This is a genomic window from Micropruina glycogenica, assembly GCF_900289045.1.
GTDB classification, from domain to species: domain Bacteria; phylum Actinomycetota; class Actinomycetes; order Propionibacteriales; family Propionibacteriaceae; genus Micropruina; species Micropruina glycogenica.
The window spans coordinates 929208-943968 of sequence record NZ_LT985188.1; the positions used below are offsets into that span (position 1 = coordinate 929208).

The following is a 14761-nucleotide window of genomic DNA, read 5'->3' on the forward strand; positions in this document are numbered from 1 at the left end:
ATCTTTGTGGTGTGCGGTTCGGTGGCTGGCTTCGGCTGTTGGGACGCGAAATTGTTGGGGTATGGACAGCGAGCAGCCTTCTTTCGCCGATGTCGAGTACGGCAATCGTCGGCGGGTTTCCAAACGTGAGCAGTTCTTGGAGCAGATGGAGGCCACGATCCCGTGGCAGGTGTGGATCGATCTGATCGAGCCGTACTACTACCTGGACCGGCCAGGTAAGACGGGTCGGAAGGCGAAGCCGCTGGCGATGATGCTGCGCATGTATTTGCTGCAGGTCTGGTTCAACCTGTCCGATGAGGGGGTCGAGGACGCGATCTACGACTCGTTCGCGATGCGCCGGTTCCTGGGTGTGGACTTCACGGTGGAGCAGGTGCCCGACGCGACCACATTGCTGCACTTTCGTCACCTGTTGGAGAAGCATCAGCTTGGCCAGAGACTGCTGGCGGCGCAGAACGACCTGTTTGAGCGTGAGGGTTGGATCATGCGGGGCGGGACGATCGTGGACGCCACGATCATTGCGGCACCGTCGTCGACCAAGAACGCCACCGGCACGAGGGATCCCGAGATGCACCAGACCCGCAAGGGCAATCAGTGGTACTTCGGGATGAAGGCCCACATCGGTACCGATGCCGGCACCGGATATGTGCACTCGGTCACCGCCACCGCAGCGAACGTGTCCGATATCACCGAGGCTGCCCATCTGATGCGGCCCGATGACACTGCCGGGTGGGGCGATGCCGGTTACCTGGGTGTCGACAAACGCGAGGAGATCACCGGCGATCCCCACCTCGCCGGCGTCACCTGGCACATTGCAGCCCGCAAGAGCCAGTTGGCGAGGATGCATCCTCATGAGCGGGCGATCGAGTCCCGCAAGGCCGGGGTGCGGGCCAAGGTCGAGCACGCGTTCCTGATCGTCAAACGAGACTTCGGGTTCACCAAGACCCGCTACCGCGGCCTGGCGAAGAATCTCCATCGTCTCCACGTCGCGTTCGCGTTGGCGAACTGGCTGATGCGGGCACGTGCCGTCGCTCTCACCACGGCGGCGGCATAGCGTCAGCCTGCCCGAAACCGCCCCAACAGGCCCCCCGCAGCGAATCGATCAGCCGACAACGCCCACACCCAACCCCTCCAAGAGCACGATCACCGTCACTCACGCCACGAATGGCACGTTGATCAGCGGTTCCCTAGCGCGAGTCCTTCCCGGTCGCCGGCCAGGCCAGGGTTGATGCCGATGCAGTCAAGTTGCCTACAGTCACTGTGTCGACTGCTGCGATCGCCCCTGGCGAATGAAGGACTCGCAGACTCTCCTCGCTCCGTCGGCAGACAACCACTCGCCAGTAGTCATAGCCGGAAGATTGGCCGCAGTGGTCGTCCACACAAACCGGCCCGCTCTTCCCCGACGCACCGCATACTTCACGCCGTCGACCTCGGCACAGAACACCTCGCCAGGTACAACCTCGACCCAGTCAATATCTGCCATGCCCGAAACATTAATGTCTCCAGGTGCCGCTGGCGGGGCATGTGAAATTTCGTTCTGCTCGACCAAAGACGGTGACTTTAGGAGGCGACCTGGGTCCAGACGTGCATGGCTGGCACCACTCGTGACCTTGCCGGCCAGGGCGTTCGTTCGTCGGCCGGGGATTCGATCCAAATCCACCAGCGGGGCTCGGCGACGACTCGGATGTACAGGCCACCGTTGGACTCGAAGACCTCGCTGGCGGCTCGACGGTTGATGGCGGGCTGACCGGTGGCCGTGACTACTACTGGACTGCCCATCACCGGTGGGGCGAAGTCGGCGACGTTCACCCAACGCATCGTGAGAGTCCCGGGGAGTGGTGGGGTTTCGGGGATCGGCGTGGCCTGAGCTGAGAGGCGGGCCATCGGCGTGATTCTTCGGTGTGTACGGCCAAGCACGCATCGAAGGAGATCTCACCGATGGCCCTGTCTGATTCTGCCGTGTCCGAGCTGTTGGACGCATTCCGTGCCGGTGACGGCGTTGACCTAGTGTCGTGTCAGGCTGTTCCGTGAACAAATATGCGGGATTCGGGAATTTCGTAGTCTGGCGTCGGGTTCTGAAGAGGCAAGAGCCTCAACAGGATGGAGCCGGTGATGAGACAGGCAGGACGACCGACGGTCGCGATCGAGTTGACCGAGGACGAGCGGGCAACGCTGCAGCGTTGGGCTCGGCGCCATTCCTCGTCGCAGGCATTGAGCTTGTCAAGATTTCTGTGTAAGCGGCTTGTCCTATTTTGTTCGATTTATAGGTGTTGGTTGATGCGCTCGGGGTAGATGAGCGCGAGTTGGGCCAGTGCTTGTTTCCAGTTGGTGACGGCTTGGCCCTCGACGAGTCGTCCGGCTGCTTTGCGTTGGTCGGGTGGGAGTCCTTTCTCTTTGGCGCGGTCGCGGGCTCGTTTGTCCTCGATGTTGCAGATCGCGAGCCATAGCAGCTTCACCACGGCGGCGTCGTTGGGGAAGTGGCCGCGGTTCTTCGACACCTTCCTGAGTTGGTAGTTCAAGCTCTCGATGCTGTTGGTGGTGTAAATCACGCGGCGCAGCTCGGGTGGGAAGGCCAAGAACGGGATGAACCGATCCCACGCCGCATTCCAGGTCGCGACCGCGTGGGGGTACTTCTTGCCCCACGTCGAATCGGTGAACGTGTCGAGTTCGGTGCGGGCCGCTGCCGCGTTCGCAGCGGTGTAGACCGGCCGCAACGCTGCCGCCACAGCCTTGCGGTCTTGGTAGCCGACGAACCGCATCGACGCCCTGATCAGATGCACCACGCAGGTTTGCACGGTGGCGTGTCGCCAGGTGGCCTCGATCGCCTCGGGCAGGCCCGTGAGGCCGTCACAGCACACGATGAGCACGTCACGCACGCCCCGGTTAGCCAGATCGGCACACACCCCGGCCCAGAACTTCGCGCCCTCGCTGGTTTGGATCCAGATCCCCAAAACGTGCTTGATGCCGTCCATATCGACGCCGACCGCGATATGAGCTGAACGGTTCGTCACGTGCGCACCGTCGCGGACCTTGACCACGATCGCGTCGAGGAAGATGACCGGATAGAGAGCGTCCAGCGGCCGTTGTTGCCATTGGGCGACCTCGTCGCAGACCTGGTCGGTGATCTTGCTGATCGTCTCGCGTGACAGTTCCGCACCCAGCGTGGAGGCCAGGAAGTGCTCGATATCGCGCACCGTCATGCCACCGGCATACAAGCTGATGATCATCTCATCGATGCCGCCCAACCGTCTGGCACCCTTCGGTACCAGTTGCGGGCAGAACGTTCCCAGCCGGTCCCGCGGCACGTCCAGATCGACATCACCGACCTGCGTCAGCACCGTTTTCGGCGTCGTGCCGTTACGCGAGTTGTCGAACAGGGCCGCGTTCGGATCGCCCTTGTCATAGCCCACATGCGAAGTCAGTTCGGCCTGCAGGCCACGCTCCACCGCAGCCTTGATCAGCCCCGGAATGAACCCGCCATCCCCGGTCAACTCGATCGCGCCGGCATCGATCTTGGCGAACAAGTCATCCAACGCACCCGAAGCCGCCAACTCCGCAGCCGCCCGAGCACCCGGCGCCTCAGCCCGATCCGACCGACGAGCAGCCACACCCTTCTTGTCATCCGTCACAACAGTCATCATGAATCCTTCCTTCCGGACTCACCCCTTACACAGACCATCTGACACCCCCCAGGCATTGGCGCTGCGGTCACGGATCGTGCTGGCCGTGGCCGAGGGCGGCGCGAATACTGCGATCGCGGCCCGACTCGGGGTCAACCGGGCGACGGTCGCGAAGTGGCGCCATCGATTCGCAGCCGATCGGCTCGAGGGTCTTGTCGACGCGCCGCGTCCAGGCGCTGAACGCACGATCGGCGACGAGGTCATCGAGGCCGTCGTGGTCGAGACCCTGGAGACCGCCCCGAAGGACGCCACCCACTGGTCCACCCGGACGATGGCTGAGCGGCACGGGATCAGCCGGCAGACGGTGAGCGAGATCTGGCGGGCCTTCGGGCTCAAGCCGTGGCGCCAAGACGAGTTCAAGGTCTCCCCGGACCCGGATCTGATCGAGAAGGTCCGCGACTTGGTCGGCCTCTACCTCTCGCCGCCGGTCGCTGCAGCGGTCTATGCGCTCGATGAGAAGCCGCAGATCCAGGCACTCAACCGGTCAGCGCCGATCCTCCCGATGCTGCCGACCACACCGAGCAAGGCGACCCATGACTACGTCCGCAACGGCACCGTGGACCTGTTCGCAGCCCTCAACATCGCCACCGGCACAGTCATCACCGACCTGCGCAAGTCCCACACAGCCGCAGACTTCATCGCCTTCTTGAACAAAATCGACACCGAGGTCCCAGCCGAACTCGACGTCCACGTCATCCTCGACAACCTCTCCACCCACAAAACCCCCGCCGTGCACGAGTGGCTGCTACGCCACCGGCGGTTCCACTTCCACTTCACCCCCACCTACGGATCCTGGATGAACCTGGTCGAACGCTGGTTCTCCGCGCTGACCACCAAGAAACTGCAACGCTCAGCACACCGCAGCGTCAAAGCTCTCGCAGCCGACATCACCGCCTGGGTCGAAAACTGGAACCAGAACCCGACACCCTTCACCTGGCACAAGACCGCCGACCAGATCCTCGACCGCCTCGCCGGCTACTGCCGCGCGATCAACAAATAGCGAGCGCATCAACCTGACAGGACACTAGGACCCTGCTGAACAATCCGTCTGCGTGGCGCCCGGTCTGGTTGTCGGTCGACTGGAATTGTTGGGTTGTGCAGGGTGGGTCGAGTCCGCAGCGGGACGTGTTGGACGTGGAGTCGTTGGCAGGGCATCTGCTGCCGGTGGGCAGCGTGTTCAGGTTCCTGGCCGAGCACCGTGATCGGTTGTTCCCGGACGCGTTGTTCGCTGATTTGTTCCCGTCGGGGCGGGGTCGGCCCTCGATCCCGGCCGGGGTGGTCGCGTCGGTGATTGTGCTGCAATCCCTTCACGGCCTGTCCGATCGGGAGGCGGTCGACGCGCTCACGTTCGACCTGCGGTGGAAGGCGGCGTGTGGCTATCCGGTCGACGCGAAGGCGTTCGACGCGTCGTCGTTGACGGTATGGCGGGCTCGGCTGGCCAGTTCGGAGCGGCCGCAGCGGATCTTCGAGGTGGTCCGCGACGTGATCGCCGCGACGGGTGCGGTGAAGGGACGGCAGCGCCGTGTGTTGGATTCGACGATCCTGGATGATGCGGTGGCCCGACAGGACACCGTCACCCAGCTGATCGCGCAGGTCCGCCGGGTCGGCCGGGAGGTGCCCGGCGCCCATCAGGTGATCGCCGAACGCTGCACCCGGCTGGCCGCGTTGACCGGGCAGGGCTATGACAGCACCGCGAAACCGAGGATCGCCTGGGACGACGCCCAGGCCCGCGACGAGTTGGTGACCGCACTCGTGAACGACGCCCTTGCCCTGCTCGACGGCCTTGATGTCGAGACGATCACTGCCGCCGGCGGCAAGCCGGCCGAGGCGATCGCCCTACTCGCGTTGGTCGCCGGGCAGGATGTCGAACCGGCCGAAGACTCTGACGGCACCGATGGCCGGTGGCGGATCGCCCGGCGGGTCGCCCCGGATCGGGTCATCTCGACGGTGGATCCGCAGGCTAGGCATGCGCACAAGACAGTGGAACGTCGCCAGGACGGGTTCAAGGCCCATGTGGTGATCGAGCCTGATACCGGGCTGGCAACGATGGTTGAGCTGACCAAGGCCGCTGGCCCGGACAACAGCGACGCCACCGTCGGTGCCCGGCTGGTTGTCGCCGACCCGACGATCACCGGCCCGGTCGAGGTGCTGGGTGATTCGGCCTACGCCACCGGCGACATGCTCGCCACGCTCAACGGCAAGGGGTGGACGCCGCTATTGAAGCCGTGGCCGATCAAGCCGGTCGTCGAGGGCGGGTTCACCATCGACGACTTCACCCACGACCCGGCCGCAGGCACCCTGACCTGCCCGGCCGGCGTGACCCGCACCCTCACCAAGGGCCGCCGAGCAGTGTTCAAGCAGGCGTGCGCCACATGCGTTCTGCGGGCCCTGTGCACCACCGCCGCGAAGGGCCGCACCGTGCAGCTCCACGAGCATGATCTGCTGCAACGCCAGCACCGTCAACGGGCCGCCGACGAAGGTTTCCAGGACACCTACCGGCAACACCGGCCCATGGTCGAACGCACCATCGCCTGGCTGACCCGAAGCAACCGGCGACTCCGCTACCGAGGCGTGACCAGGAACAACAACTGGCTCCACAACCGGGTCGCGGCGATCAACCTGCGCCGACTCCTCGCCCTCGGCCTCACCCACGGACCGACCGGCTGGGCGATCGCCTGACAGACCCCCCGGGACACTGAACCCCCAGCCAACAGCGGCCACCACGGACCCCAGACGGGCGGGACGACCCCGCTGTCGCCCTCTCAAATGCTGACTCAAACTCGCCGCTCGACGGGCCATGGCGGCGTCCCGCCCGCCACCAACACACAACGCACCCTCAGAACGGCGCCTTGTTCAGCAGGCTCCTAGTGCGCGAGTCGGTCCGGCTCGTGCTCCAAGAGCTGATCGAGGCCGAAGCCACGGCCGTGATCGGCGCCGCCCGCTACGAACGCACGCCGGACCGGGTGACCGAACGAAACGGTGTCCGACCGCGGGAGCTGATGACCAAGGCAGGCACCGTCGAGCTGGCGGTCCCCAAGCTCCGCCAGGGCTCGTTCTTCCCGTCGGTGCTTGAGCCGCGGAGGCGGATCGACCAAGCCCTGTACGCGGTGGTGATGGAAGCCTGGGTGAACGGGGTCTCCACTCGCAACGTCGACAACCTCGTCGTCGCGCTCGGCGGGACCGGGATCTCCAAGTCCGAGGTATCCCGCATCTGTGCAGGACTCGATGAAGAGGTCGGCAGGTTCCGCACCCGACGGCTCGACCAGATCGCCTATCCGTACGTGTTCCTGGATGCCACCTACCTGCATGTGCGCGGCGGCGGGCTGGTCACCAGCAAAGCGGTCGTGGTCGCCACCGGAGTGACCGGCGATGGCCGCCGGGAGATCCTCGGGCTCGATGTCGGCGACAGCGAGGACGAGGTGTTCTGGCGCAAGTTCCTCACCCACCTCAAGAGCCGAGGCCTGGCCGGAGTCCGGCTCGTCATCAGTGACCAGCACGCCGGGCTCGTGGCCGCGATCGGCCGCAGCTTCCAAGGCGCGGCGCACCAACGCTGCCGGGTCCATTTCGCCCGCAACCTGCTCGCCATGGTGCCCAAGAACCAGATGGACATGGTCGCGGCGTTGTTCCGCACGATCTTCGCCCAACCCGACGCCGCCACCGTCGCCGCCTGCTGGGAACAGGTCCGTGACCAGCTCGCCGCCCGCCTGCCCAAGATCGGGCCCTACATGGACGACGCCAAGACCGAGGTCCTGGCCTTCGCCGGCTTCCCCCGAGCCCACTGGCGCAAGATCTGGTCCACCAACCCGCTGGAGCGGCTCAACAAGGAGATCAAACGACGAGCCCGCGTCGTCGGGATCTTCCCCAACGAAGCCAGCGTGATCAGGCTCGTCGGCATGATCCTCACCGACACCAACGACGAATGGACCATCGACGAACGCCGCTACCTCTCCGAAGGATCCATGGCACTCCTGACCACCACAAGCGATAATCAGACCGTCGCCGCCATCACCGGCAGCGACCTGTAGGCACCGAGGCAATCACCCCGGAAAGCCCACCACCCGCAGGGACGCGATCAACGCATCGGAGGCGGCGGGCCGAAGTCGACCACGCCGGGGCCTTCGCTGAGGTCGACCACGTGGCCGCGTGGAGTCACGACCAGATGCTCAAACGGATCGTCGCTCAAGGTGCGCCTCCTGCCTGCGGTCACGCTGCTAGGCACCTCCAGTATCAGCCGGGATGGTGATCCTGACGAGAGGTCGAGGGTTTCATGTGCCCGAGGCGCCGGACAGGAAGCTGACGTGGACGTGGTCCTTGTGCGCGAGGGTCGGGTTCTGGTTGCCGTAGGGGTGGATGTAGGGCCGCCATTGATCGTTGGCGGCCGGGTTCCACTTCTTGACGTCCCAGATGATGTATTTGACCCTGAGAGCCTTGTGGTTGGCCTGCACCCAGCGGGCGATTCGCCACCCGAGTTCTCGGCCGGCCGTGGTGTTCCAGCGGGGCACCATGAAGTCGACGGCGTAGCCGGTGCAGTGGTCGCTGTAGCGGCAGCTGGCGTCCGAGCTGGACCGGCGTCCGCCCATCGACTTGACCTGCGGGAAGGCGCTGGCGATGCACTGCAGACCGTGCTTGGCCACCGCGGCAACGTTGTTCTCCGCAGCGGAGTGTGAGGGAGCACAGGACGCTCCGTCGAAGCCGGGCAGGGCGGCCTCGGACGTGCCGGGGTCACAGGCCGCCCTGCTGCCGGCGCCGGACTCGACCCGTGCGACGACTGGCCAGTGGTCGGAGCCGATCTCGGATGCGAAGGGGACCCTCTTGCCCTTGATGTTGCGCCAGGTGACGCTCGGTAGCGCGATCTGCCAGCCGACCGCGCGGACTTGGCCGGCGGTCCAGATGTAGTCGATGTGGCTGGAGGTGGAGCCGGTGCGGATGGCGTTGGTGTAGAACTTCTTGCCGATCTTGCGGCCGAAGCCGTTGTAGGACTTGACGCCGGCGATTTTGGTGGAGTTGACGGCGGCCTGCGTGGCGCTGTCGAAGAAGCCGGCGCCGCCGAGCTTGACCAGGTGATCACGGTAGACGGGTCGGGTTCACACTTCTGGGGTCGGTCGTGGTCCCGGCGCGTCGCCGGGACCACGAGGACGTGCCGCCTGCTGGACTGCGTGGCGTTGGTGCCTGGCGAGCGGTGCGTGGCACTTCGCGCACGCGAAATGTTGTCAATGGTGCAGTCGTAGCGAGCGGTCACTTGTCGGAACGTTGTAGTGGTGTCTGAGTGGGATCTCCTTCCGTTGCGTTGGGGTTCTGGTTGCCGTATTGCTCGGTCATGATGGTGTCGAAGGCGTAGCCGAGCAATACCGGATCGCTGCACATGATGGTGAGGAACTCCTCACGTACTGGGCCTGACCAGTCTCCGGTGGCGTGTGCGGTGAGCATGGTGGCCTGCCGCTCAAGCGCTGATGGCCTGCCGCTCGTGCTCATTGTGCTCGTGCTCATTGTGCGCGATGGAGATGCGGCGCGGTTTCGCCTTCTCGGCGACCGGGATCTGCAGGGTGAGGACGCCCGCGTCGTAGCTGGCGTCGATTCTCTCGGTATCGAGGTTGTCGCCCAGGATCAACTGCCGGCTGAAGACCCCGCGCGGTTGCTCCGCCGCGATCAGTTCGACGTCATTCTCACGGCCGGGCCGCTCAGCCTTGACGGTAACCACATTGCGCTCGACGTCGAGTTCGATGGAGTCCGGCGTGACGCCGGGCAGGTCCAGTTGGACGTGGAAGATGTCTCCGCTTCGCCAGGCGTCCATCGGCATCACCGAGGGCCGGGCGAGGGTGCCGTTGGTACCGAGCATCTGTTGGGTCAGTCGGTCCAGTTCGCGGAACGGGTCAGTGCGCATCAGCATCGTTGTTCAACCTTCCTTTCTGTGTGTGATGCCTTTCGCCTCAGCATCAGATCTGTGGCGGGCGCTATAGATTTGTTATAGCGCGTGTATCATTCTGAGGCAAGAGGGTGATCGATCGATCGAAGGGCTCATCCAACATGTCGGAGGCAGAACCGGGCCGCACCCGGGGCGTCTACGGCATTTCGGTCGCCGCGGACCTCGTGGGAACGGGCGTTCAGAACCTGCGCGCCTACGAAGCCCGAGGACTACTCAGCCCGGTACGCACCGCCGGCGGCACCCGCCGCTACAGCGCAGACGACCTGGACCGGCTGCGCCGCATATGCGACCTGCTGGACGCCGGCCTTAACCTCGCCGGCATAGCCATGGTCATGCAACTTCAAGACGAGAACCACCAACTACGCGAGCAGACCACACCACCACACCAGTGACGGCACACGACCCAAACGCACTGAACTGCCGCACCCAGCGCGTTCGGTTGTGACGAGGAGCGCAGGTCGCCTACATCGGTGGCGGGTCGTTGCCTCGTGGCCCGTAGGCCAGCCAAGCACTTTCGCGGTCGGATCCTTCGAGCCACGTGATCGAGTACTCGGTGTCGTGGCTGCTGGGGATGAGCAGACCATTACGCATGTCGTCGACGACCGTCCGCACTTCCGTGCCGTCTTGCCATGTGGGGTAGTCCTCGATGACCTCTACTTGCCGATCGTCGGCCCAAAGGGATCTTCACGAAAACACGCTCTTGCCTGGTCAGCGGCTGACCGGGCGACCAGAAGTGCACGACGTTAGTCACTAACATGCCCACGGCTGGCCGCCACCCGAGCACGACCGCCTCAATGCCGCGACCGGGTCGGGATGCTCAGAGGCTCCGGGGCGCGACTCTGATCTCAATCTCGGACTTCTCACGGATGTTGCACGTAAGTTGCACGAAAGTGAATGCGCGGACCCAGACTCGTGTGTTTCACCTAGTCGGAAAGGGTTTAGTGCGGTGGGCGATACTGGGTTCGAAGCAGGTTGACCGCGATCGCCGGCCTTAGGGAACCGCTGATCAATGTGCCATTCGTGGCGTGAGTGACGGTGATCGCGGCGATCGTGCTCTTGGAGGGGTTGGGTGTGGGCGTTGTCGGCTGATCGATTCGCTGCGGGGGGCCTGTTAGGGCGGTTTCGGGCAGGCTGACGCTATGCCGCCGCCATGGTGAGAGCGACGGCACGTGCCCGCATCAGCCAGTTCGCCAACGCGAACGCGACGTGGAGATGATGGAGATTCTTCGCCAGGCCGCGGTAGCGGGTCTTGGTGAACCCGAAGTCTCGTTTGACGATCAGGAACGCGTGCTCGACCTTGGCCCGCACCCCGGCCTTGCGGGACTCGATCGCCCGCTCATGAGGATGCATCCTCGCCAACTGGCTCTTGCGGGCTGCAATGTGCCAGGTGACGCCGGCGAGATGGGGATCGCCGGTGATCTCCTCGCGTTTGTCGACACCCAGGTAACCGGCATCGCCCCACCCGGCAGTGTCATCGGGCCGCATCAGATGGACAGCCTCGGTGATATCGGACACGTTCGCCGCGGTGGCGGTGACCGAGTGCACATATCCGGTGCCGGCATCGGTACCGATGTGGGCCTTCATCCCGAAGTACCACTGATTGCCCTTGCGGGTCTGGTGCATCTCGGGATCCCTGGCACCGGCGGCGTTCTTGGTCGACGACGGTGCCGCAATGATCGTGGCGTCCACGATCGTCCCGCCCCGCATGATCCAACCCTCACGCTCAAACAGGTCGTTCTGCGCCGCCAGCAGCCTCTGGCCAAGCTGATGCTTCTCCAACAGGTGACGAAAGTGCAGCAATGTGGTCGCGTCGGGCACCTGCTCCACCGTGAAGTCCACACCCAGGAACCGGCGCATCGCGAACGAGTCGTAGATCGCGTCCTCGACCCCCTCATCGGACAGGTTGAACCAAACCTGCAGCAAATACATGCGCAGCATCATCGCCAGCGGCTTCGCCTTCCGACCCGTCTTACCTGGCCGGTCCAGGTAGTAGTACGGCTCGATCAGATCGATCCACACCTGCCACGGGATCGTGGCCTCCATCTGCTCCAAGAACTGCTCACGTTTCGACACCCGCCGCCGATAGCCGTACTCGACATCGGCGAAAGAAGGCTGCTCGCTGTCCATACCCCCAACAATTTCGCGTCCCAACAGCCGAAGCCAGCCACCGAACCGCACACCACAAAGATCAGCGCATCCTTAGAGAGGTCGCCCGGCCGTGGGGTGGCGGCCAGGAGAGTCTCGGCGCGGCGTCGCACTGGTCAGTTAGGACGCCAGCCATCATGTCCGCCAGGATCTGCCGGATGATAATGACGATCCGCCAGCCCTGTCGGCTCATGAACGCGGGCGGAAGCGGCACCGTGCAACTGCGGTGGCCTGCCATTGGATGACCGTTGTCTCATCCATTCTGACTCGCCGCCATCTCCGACAGCGCCTCGGCGATCACCTTGTCCCGATCCTTCGCCGCGTGCTGGTATCGCATGGCCGCGCTCGGCGTCGAGTGCCCGAGTCGCTGCATCAACTCTGCCAGCGTCGCACCCGTCTGGGCCGCCAACGTGCCGCCGGTATGTCGAAGGTCGTGTAACCGGAGATCGGGCCTTCCAGCGGCTTCCCGCGCCTTGCAGAACCCTGTAGCAGACTCGTTGACTATGCGCCCCTTGATGATGCGTCGACGGCCCGGCTTGCCGTTCAGGGTGGACTGAGAGACCTGAGCGCCGTTGGCGCCAGGGAACAGCAGCCCGGACGGTCCCGGCTGAGCGTGCTCGTCCAGATGCGCCTTGACGAGCGGCACCAGGTGGGGCGGGATCGTCACGTCCCGCGCACCTGCGCCAGATTTCGGAGTAGTCACCCGGCGCTCGCCGTAGACGCGTACGACGCCGCGCCGCACACGGACCTTGCCGGTGCCTAGACTCACGTCCTGGCGTCGAAGCTCGGCGACCTCGCCAAACCGGAGAGCGCACCACGTCATGAGCAGGATCGCCAACCGATACTTGGGCGCCATGTTGTCCACGATGATCGCGAGCTCATCCAGGGTCGCTGGCTCGGTCTCGTGCTTGGTCTTTGCCTTCGCTGCACCTTCAATCGCGGGCGGGTCGATCCTGCGGTCCTTCTTGGCGGCGGTCTTGAGGATGCCGCGCAGTAGCGCGTAGGCGTGCGCGTTGGCGGTCGGGGTCTTCGGCAGTCCTTCGCGCCAGGCGGTCAGCTCGTCCTCGGTGATGAGATGCATAGGGAGGTCGCCGAACGTAGGGTAGAGGCGGCTATCCAACAGCCACTCGTAGTGCTCCCGGGTGCGGTCCTTCAGCGGCTCGCCATCGTTGCGACGATGAGTGTCCAGCCACAAGGGCGCAAAGCTTCGCAAGGTTTCGCCGGAGGCGTGCTTGGAAGCAGCTCTGATCTTCGGAGGCCGCCATTCGTCTCGCTCGATCAGCCGGGACTCGGCCGCTAACCACGCCTCGGCGTCCTGCCTTCGCTCGAACGTCACCGGGCCATAGTGGGTCGCGAGGTCCGGGCCGATGTAACCGGCCTGCCATCGCCCGCTCGCGCGCTTTCGGACCCTGCCGAAACCTCGGCGTCCTGCCATCTCTGAACCCTCCAATGGAGCCCACCGTGGGCAACATATGGGCAATATAACAGCCCATCTTTGGCTAGTTTTGCCTACTTGTGCGCGATCGTCCTGTCGCGTTACTGTGCCGCTTAAGGCCTAGTCAGCACGTTGTGAATCGCCGGTTCGGCCAGTCGGGGGAGTCCGGGGACCGTACAGTTTCGAGTCCAGGCGGGGGAGCCCTACTGCAAACAGCCCCTGACTAGGATTTTCAGGGTGATCACCTCAGGCCAAACACTCCCCTCGTGCACCAATCGTGCACCAACGTCGACCACGAAGGGCCGGACGTAGTTGGCGCCGCTCAAAGCAAGGCGCCGGCATCATGGCGGGGTCGGGGATACGCGGCGGTAGGCTTCACGTTGAAAGTGCTTCCTTTGGTGGGTGTATGCGTGTTCGACAACCACATGTCGACCTAGATGCGAGAGTCGTCGAACAAGGACCTACGACAAGAACACAAACCCGTTGCCCGTCACGAATAAGTCCACCACGCCCAGATCGGCAATAGGTGGCGGTGGCCACCTGCGCGCAAGGCAACGCCTCCGGCCGCGGCCGCACCGTGGAAACCTTATTCGATCTCAGTACATTGGATGGAGCATCTAGTCGCCATAAACGAGAACTTCTCGTCAGCAAGTTCCATTTCGAAAAGATAGGTGCAGTCCCAAGTAAACGACCGAATCTGACTATTCTGGAGCGAATCTTTCTGGATCTCCTTGGAATAGGACGACCAACTCTGAATAGAGACGTTGTTGAACTCAAGCGTAAAACACCCAAGTTCCGGTGAAGGGGGGCCGACCGTGCTGTCCAGATCCCACTCAAATCGGATGACTAGGGTTGCGGTACGCGGAAAATACGAGATTTCGACACAATCCACCTCATGCAAAAGAACGGTCCCGTGGGCGGTTTCGAACTCATACAGACTACCACCCTCGGCCAACAGTGACGGTTTGGGCGAAAGGCCTGTCAGTGAACTCATCATATTCTTCTCTGGTCGCTGTTGGCTCGCGGTATCAACGAGCTCGGGTGTGCCACCAGACACGTGTGACGTGTCGGCCCCTCATGGGATTGGCATTGGACCGCTTCCCCCAACCATTTGTATTCCGGAGTTCACGGTCGAGCCACTGGGTCAACCGATCCTCGGTGAGCGACCGCATCGGCAGATTGCCCAGGTGCGGCAGGATGCGTCCGTGCAGAAGCTTGCCGTAGTGTTCGCGCGTCCGCGCCTTCAACGGTTGCCCGTCACTGCGCTTGTGGGTCTCCAACCACCCTGTAGCGAAATCATCCAACGTGGATCCGGGTCGGTACTTCACCTGCGATCGCGCCGTCGGCGCGGTCCACTCGTCCCGCTCGATGATGCGATACTCATCGCGCAGCCAGCCCTGGGAGTCGAGTTTGGTCTGGAAGGTCGTGGGCGCGTTATGGCGCCGCAGGTCGGGGCCGATGTAGCTGGCCTGGTACCTGCCCGACGGCAGACTGCGCAGCTTCCCGAAACCCCGCCGCTGCGACATGGAAGCACTCCTTTAATGGACCCAGTCGTGCACCATACGTGCACCAAGGTAGCCC

Annotated in this window: 12 protein-coding genes; 5 read left to right on the plus strand and 7 right to left on the minus strand. The window is 64.0% G+C overall.

Annotated features, from left to right (window positions below; genetic code table 11):
- Positions 1-61 precede the first annotated feature (61 nt).
- Positions 62-1051 (plus strand): IS5 family transposase, encoded by a 990-nt coding sequence (locus MPLG2_RS04315; RefSeq protein ID WP_105185078.1) that lies wholly within the window; start codon positions 62-64, stop codon positions 1049-1051.
- A 1207-nt stretch (positions 1052-2258) separates the two neighbouring features.
- Here MPLG2_RS04315 and MPLG2_RS04325 read toward each other — a convergent pair.
- Positions 2259-3635: an IS256 family transposase gene (locus MPLG2_RS04325; protein WP_105185080.1), complete on the minus strand. Its 1377-nt coding sequence runs from the start codon at positions 3633-3635 to the stop codon at positions 2259-2261.
- A 1-nt stretch (position 3636) separates the two neighbouring features.
- Between MPLG2_RS04325 and MPLG2_RS04330 the strand changes: the two genes are divergently transcribed.
- The 3 genes from MPLG2_RS04330 (at position 3637) to MPLG2_RS04340 (ending at position 7702) form a co-directional block, all read left to right on the plus strand.
- Positions 3637-4677, plus strand: a complete 1041-nt coding sequence (locus tag MPLG2_RS04330; RefSeq protein ID WP_105185081.1) for an IS630 family transposase — start codon at positions 3637-3639, stop codon at positions 4675-4677.
- A gap of 95 nt (positions 4678-4772) precedes the next feature.
- Positions 4773-6356, plus strand: coding sequence for an IS1182 family transposase (locus tag MPLG2_RS04335; protein WP_105185082.1), 1584 nt, complete (start codon positions 4773-4775; stop codon positions 6354-6356).
- A 170-nt stretch (positions 6357-6526) separates the two neighbouring features.
- Positions 6527-7702, plus strand: coding sequence for an IS256 family transposase (locus tag MPLG2_RS04340; protein ID WP_105185083.1), 1176 nt, complete (start codon positions 6527-6529; stop codon positions 7700-7702).
- 240 nt (positions 7703-7942) lie between these two features.
- Here MPLG2_RS04340 and MPLG2_RS04345 read toward each other — a convergent pair whose 3' ends face one another.
- The 3 genes from MPLG2_RS04345 to MPLG2_RS04360 all read right to left on the minus strand — a co-directional run bounded on the left by MPLG2_RS04345 (position 7943) and on the right by MPLG2_RS04360 (position 9564).
- Positions 7943-8311: a hypothetical protein gene (locus MPLG2_RS04345; RefSeq protein ID WP_105185084.1), complete on the minus strand. Its 369-nt coding sequence runs from the start codon at positions 8309-8311 to the stop codon at positions 7943-7945.
- A 601-nt stretch (positions 8312-8912) separates the two neighbouring features.
- Positions 8913-9104 (minus strand): hypothetical protein, encoded by a 192-nt coding sequence (locus MPLG2_RS04355; RefSeq protein WP_105185086.1) that lies wholly within the window; start codon positions 9102-9104, stop codon positions 8913-8915.
- Between the two features lie 13 nt (positions 9105-9117).
- Positions 9118-9564 carry an Hsp20/alpha crystallin family protein gene (locus tag MPLG2_RS04360; protein ID WP_105185087.1) on the minus strand — a complete coding sequence of 149 codons (447 nt, stop codon included), beginning with the start codon at positions 9562-9564 and terminating at the stop codon, positions 9118-9120.
- 137 nt (positions 9565-9701) lie between these two features.
- On the opposite strand from MPLG2_RS04360, the gene MPLG2_RS04365 reads away from it, so the two are divergent.
- Positions 9702-9992, plus strand: coding sequence for a MerR family transcriptional regulator (locus MPLG2_RS04365; RefSeq protein WP_105185088.1), 291 nt, complete (start codon positions 9702-9704; stop codon positions 9990-9992).
- Between the two features lie 745 nt (positions 9993-10737).
- Here the strand turns inward: MPLG2_RS04365 and MPLG2_RS04370 are convergent.
- The 3 genes from MPLG2_RS04370 to MPLG2_RS04390 all read right to left on the minus strand — a co-directional run bounded on the left by MPLG2_RS04370 (position 10738) and on the right by MPLG2_RS04390 (position 14706).
- Positions 10738-11727: an IS5 family transposase gene (locus tag MPLG2_RS04370; RefSeq protein WP_105185089.1), complete on the minus strand. Its 990-nt coding sequence runs from the start codon at positions 11725-11727 to the stop codon at positions 10738-10740.
- 271 nt (positions 11728-11998) lie between these two features.
- The gene (locus MPLG2_RS04380) at positions 11999-13081 is read right to left on the minus strand and encodes a tyrosine-type recombinase/integrase (RefSeq protein WP_197710079.1); all 1083 of its coding nucleotides are present in this window, start codon (positions 13079-13081) and stop codon (positions 11999-12001) included.
- Between the two features lie 1127 nt (positions 13082-14208).
- Positions 14209-14706: a tyrosine-type recombinase/integrase gene (locus MPLG2_RS04390; RefSeq protein ID WP_105185093.1), complete on the minus strand. Its 498-nt coding sequence runs from the start codon at positions 14704-14706 to the stop codon at positions 14209-14211.
- Positions 14707-14761 lie beyond the last annotated feature (55 nt).

Coding starts and splice junctions, on each gene's coding strand:
- MPLG2_RS04315 (WP_105185078.1), top strand. CDS start 62: ATGGACAGCGAGCAGCCTTCTTTCGCCGATGTCGAGTACGGCAATCGT.
- MPLG2_RS04325 (WP_105185080.1), bottom strand. CDS start 3,635: ATGACTGTTGTGACGGATGACAAGAAGGGTGTGGCTGCTCGTCGGTCG.
- MPLG2_RS04330 (WP_105185081.1), top strand. CDS start 3,637: ATGAATCCTTCCTTCCGGACTCACCCCTTACACAGACCATCTGACACC.
- MPLG2_RS04355 (WP_105185086.1), bottom strand. CDS start 9,104: ATGCTCACCGCACACGCCACCGGAGACTGGTCAGGCCCAGTACGTGAG.
- MPLG2_RS04360 (WP_105185087.1), bottom strand. CDS start 9,564: ATGCTGATGCGCACTGACCCGTTCCGCGAACTGGACCGACTGACCCAA.
- MPLG2_RS04365 (WP_105185088.1), top strand. CDS start 9,702: ATGTCGGAGGCAGAACCGGGCCGCACCCGGGGCGTCTACGGCATTTCG.
- MPLG2_RS04370 (WP_105185089.1), bottom strand. CDS start 11,727: ATGGACAGCGAGCAGCCTTCTTTCGCCGATGTCGAGTACGGCTATCGG.
- MPLG2_RS04390 (WP_105185093.1), bottom strand. CDS start 14,706: ATGTCGCAGCGGCGGGGTTTCGGGAAGCTGCGCAGTCTGCCGTCGGGC.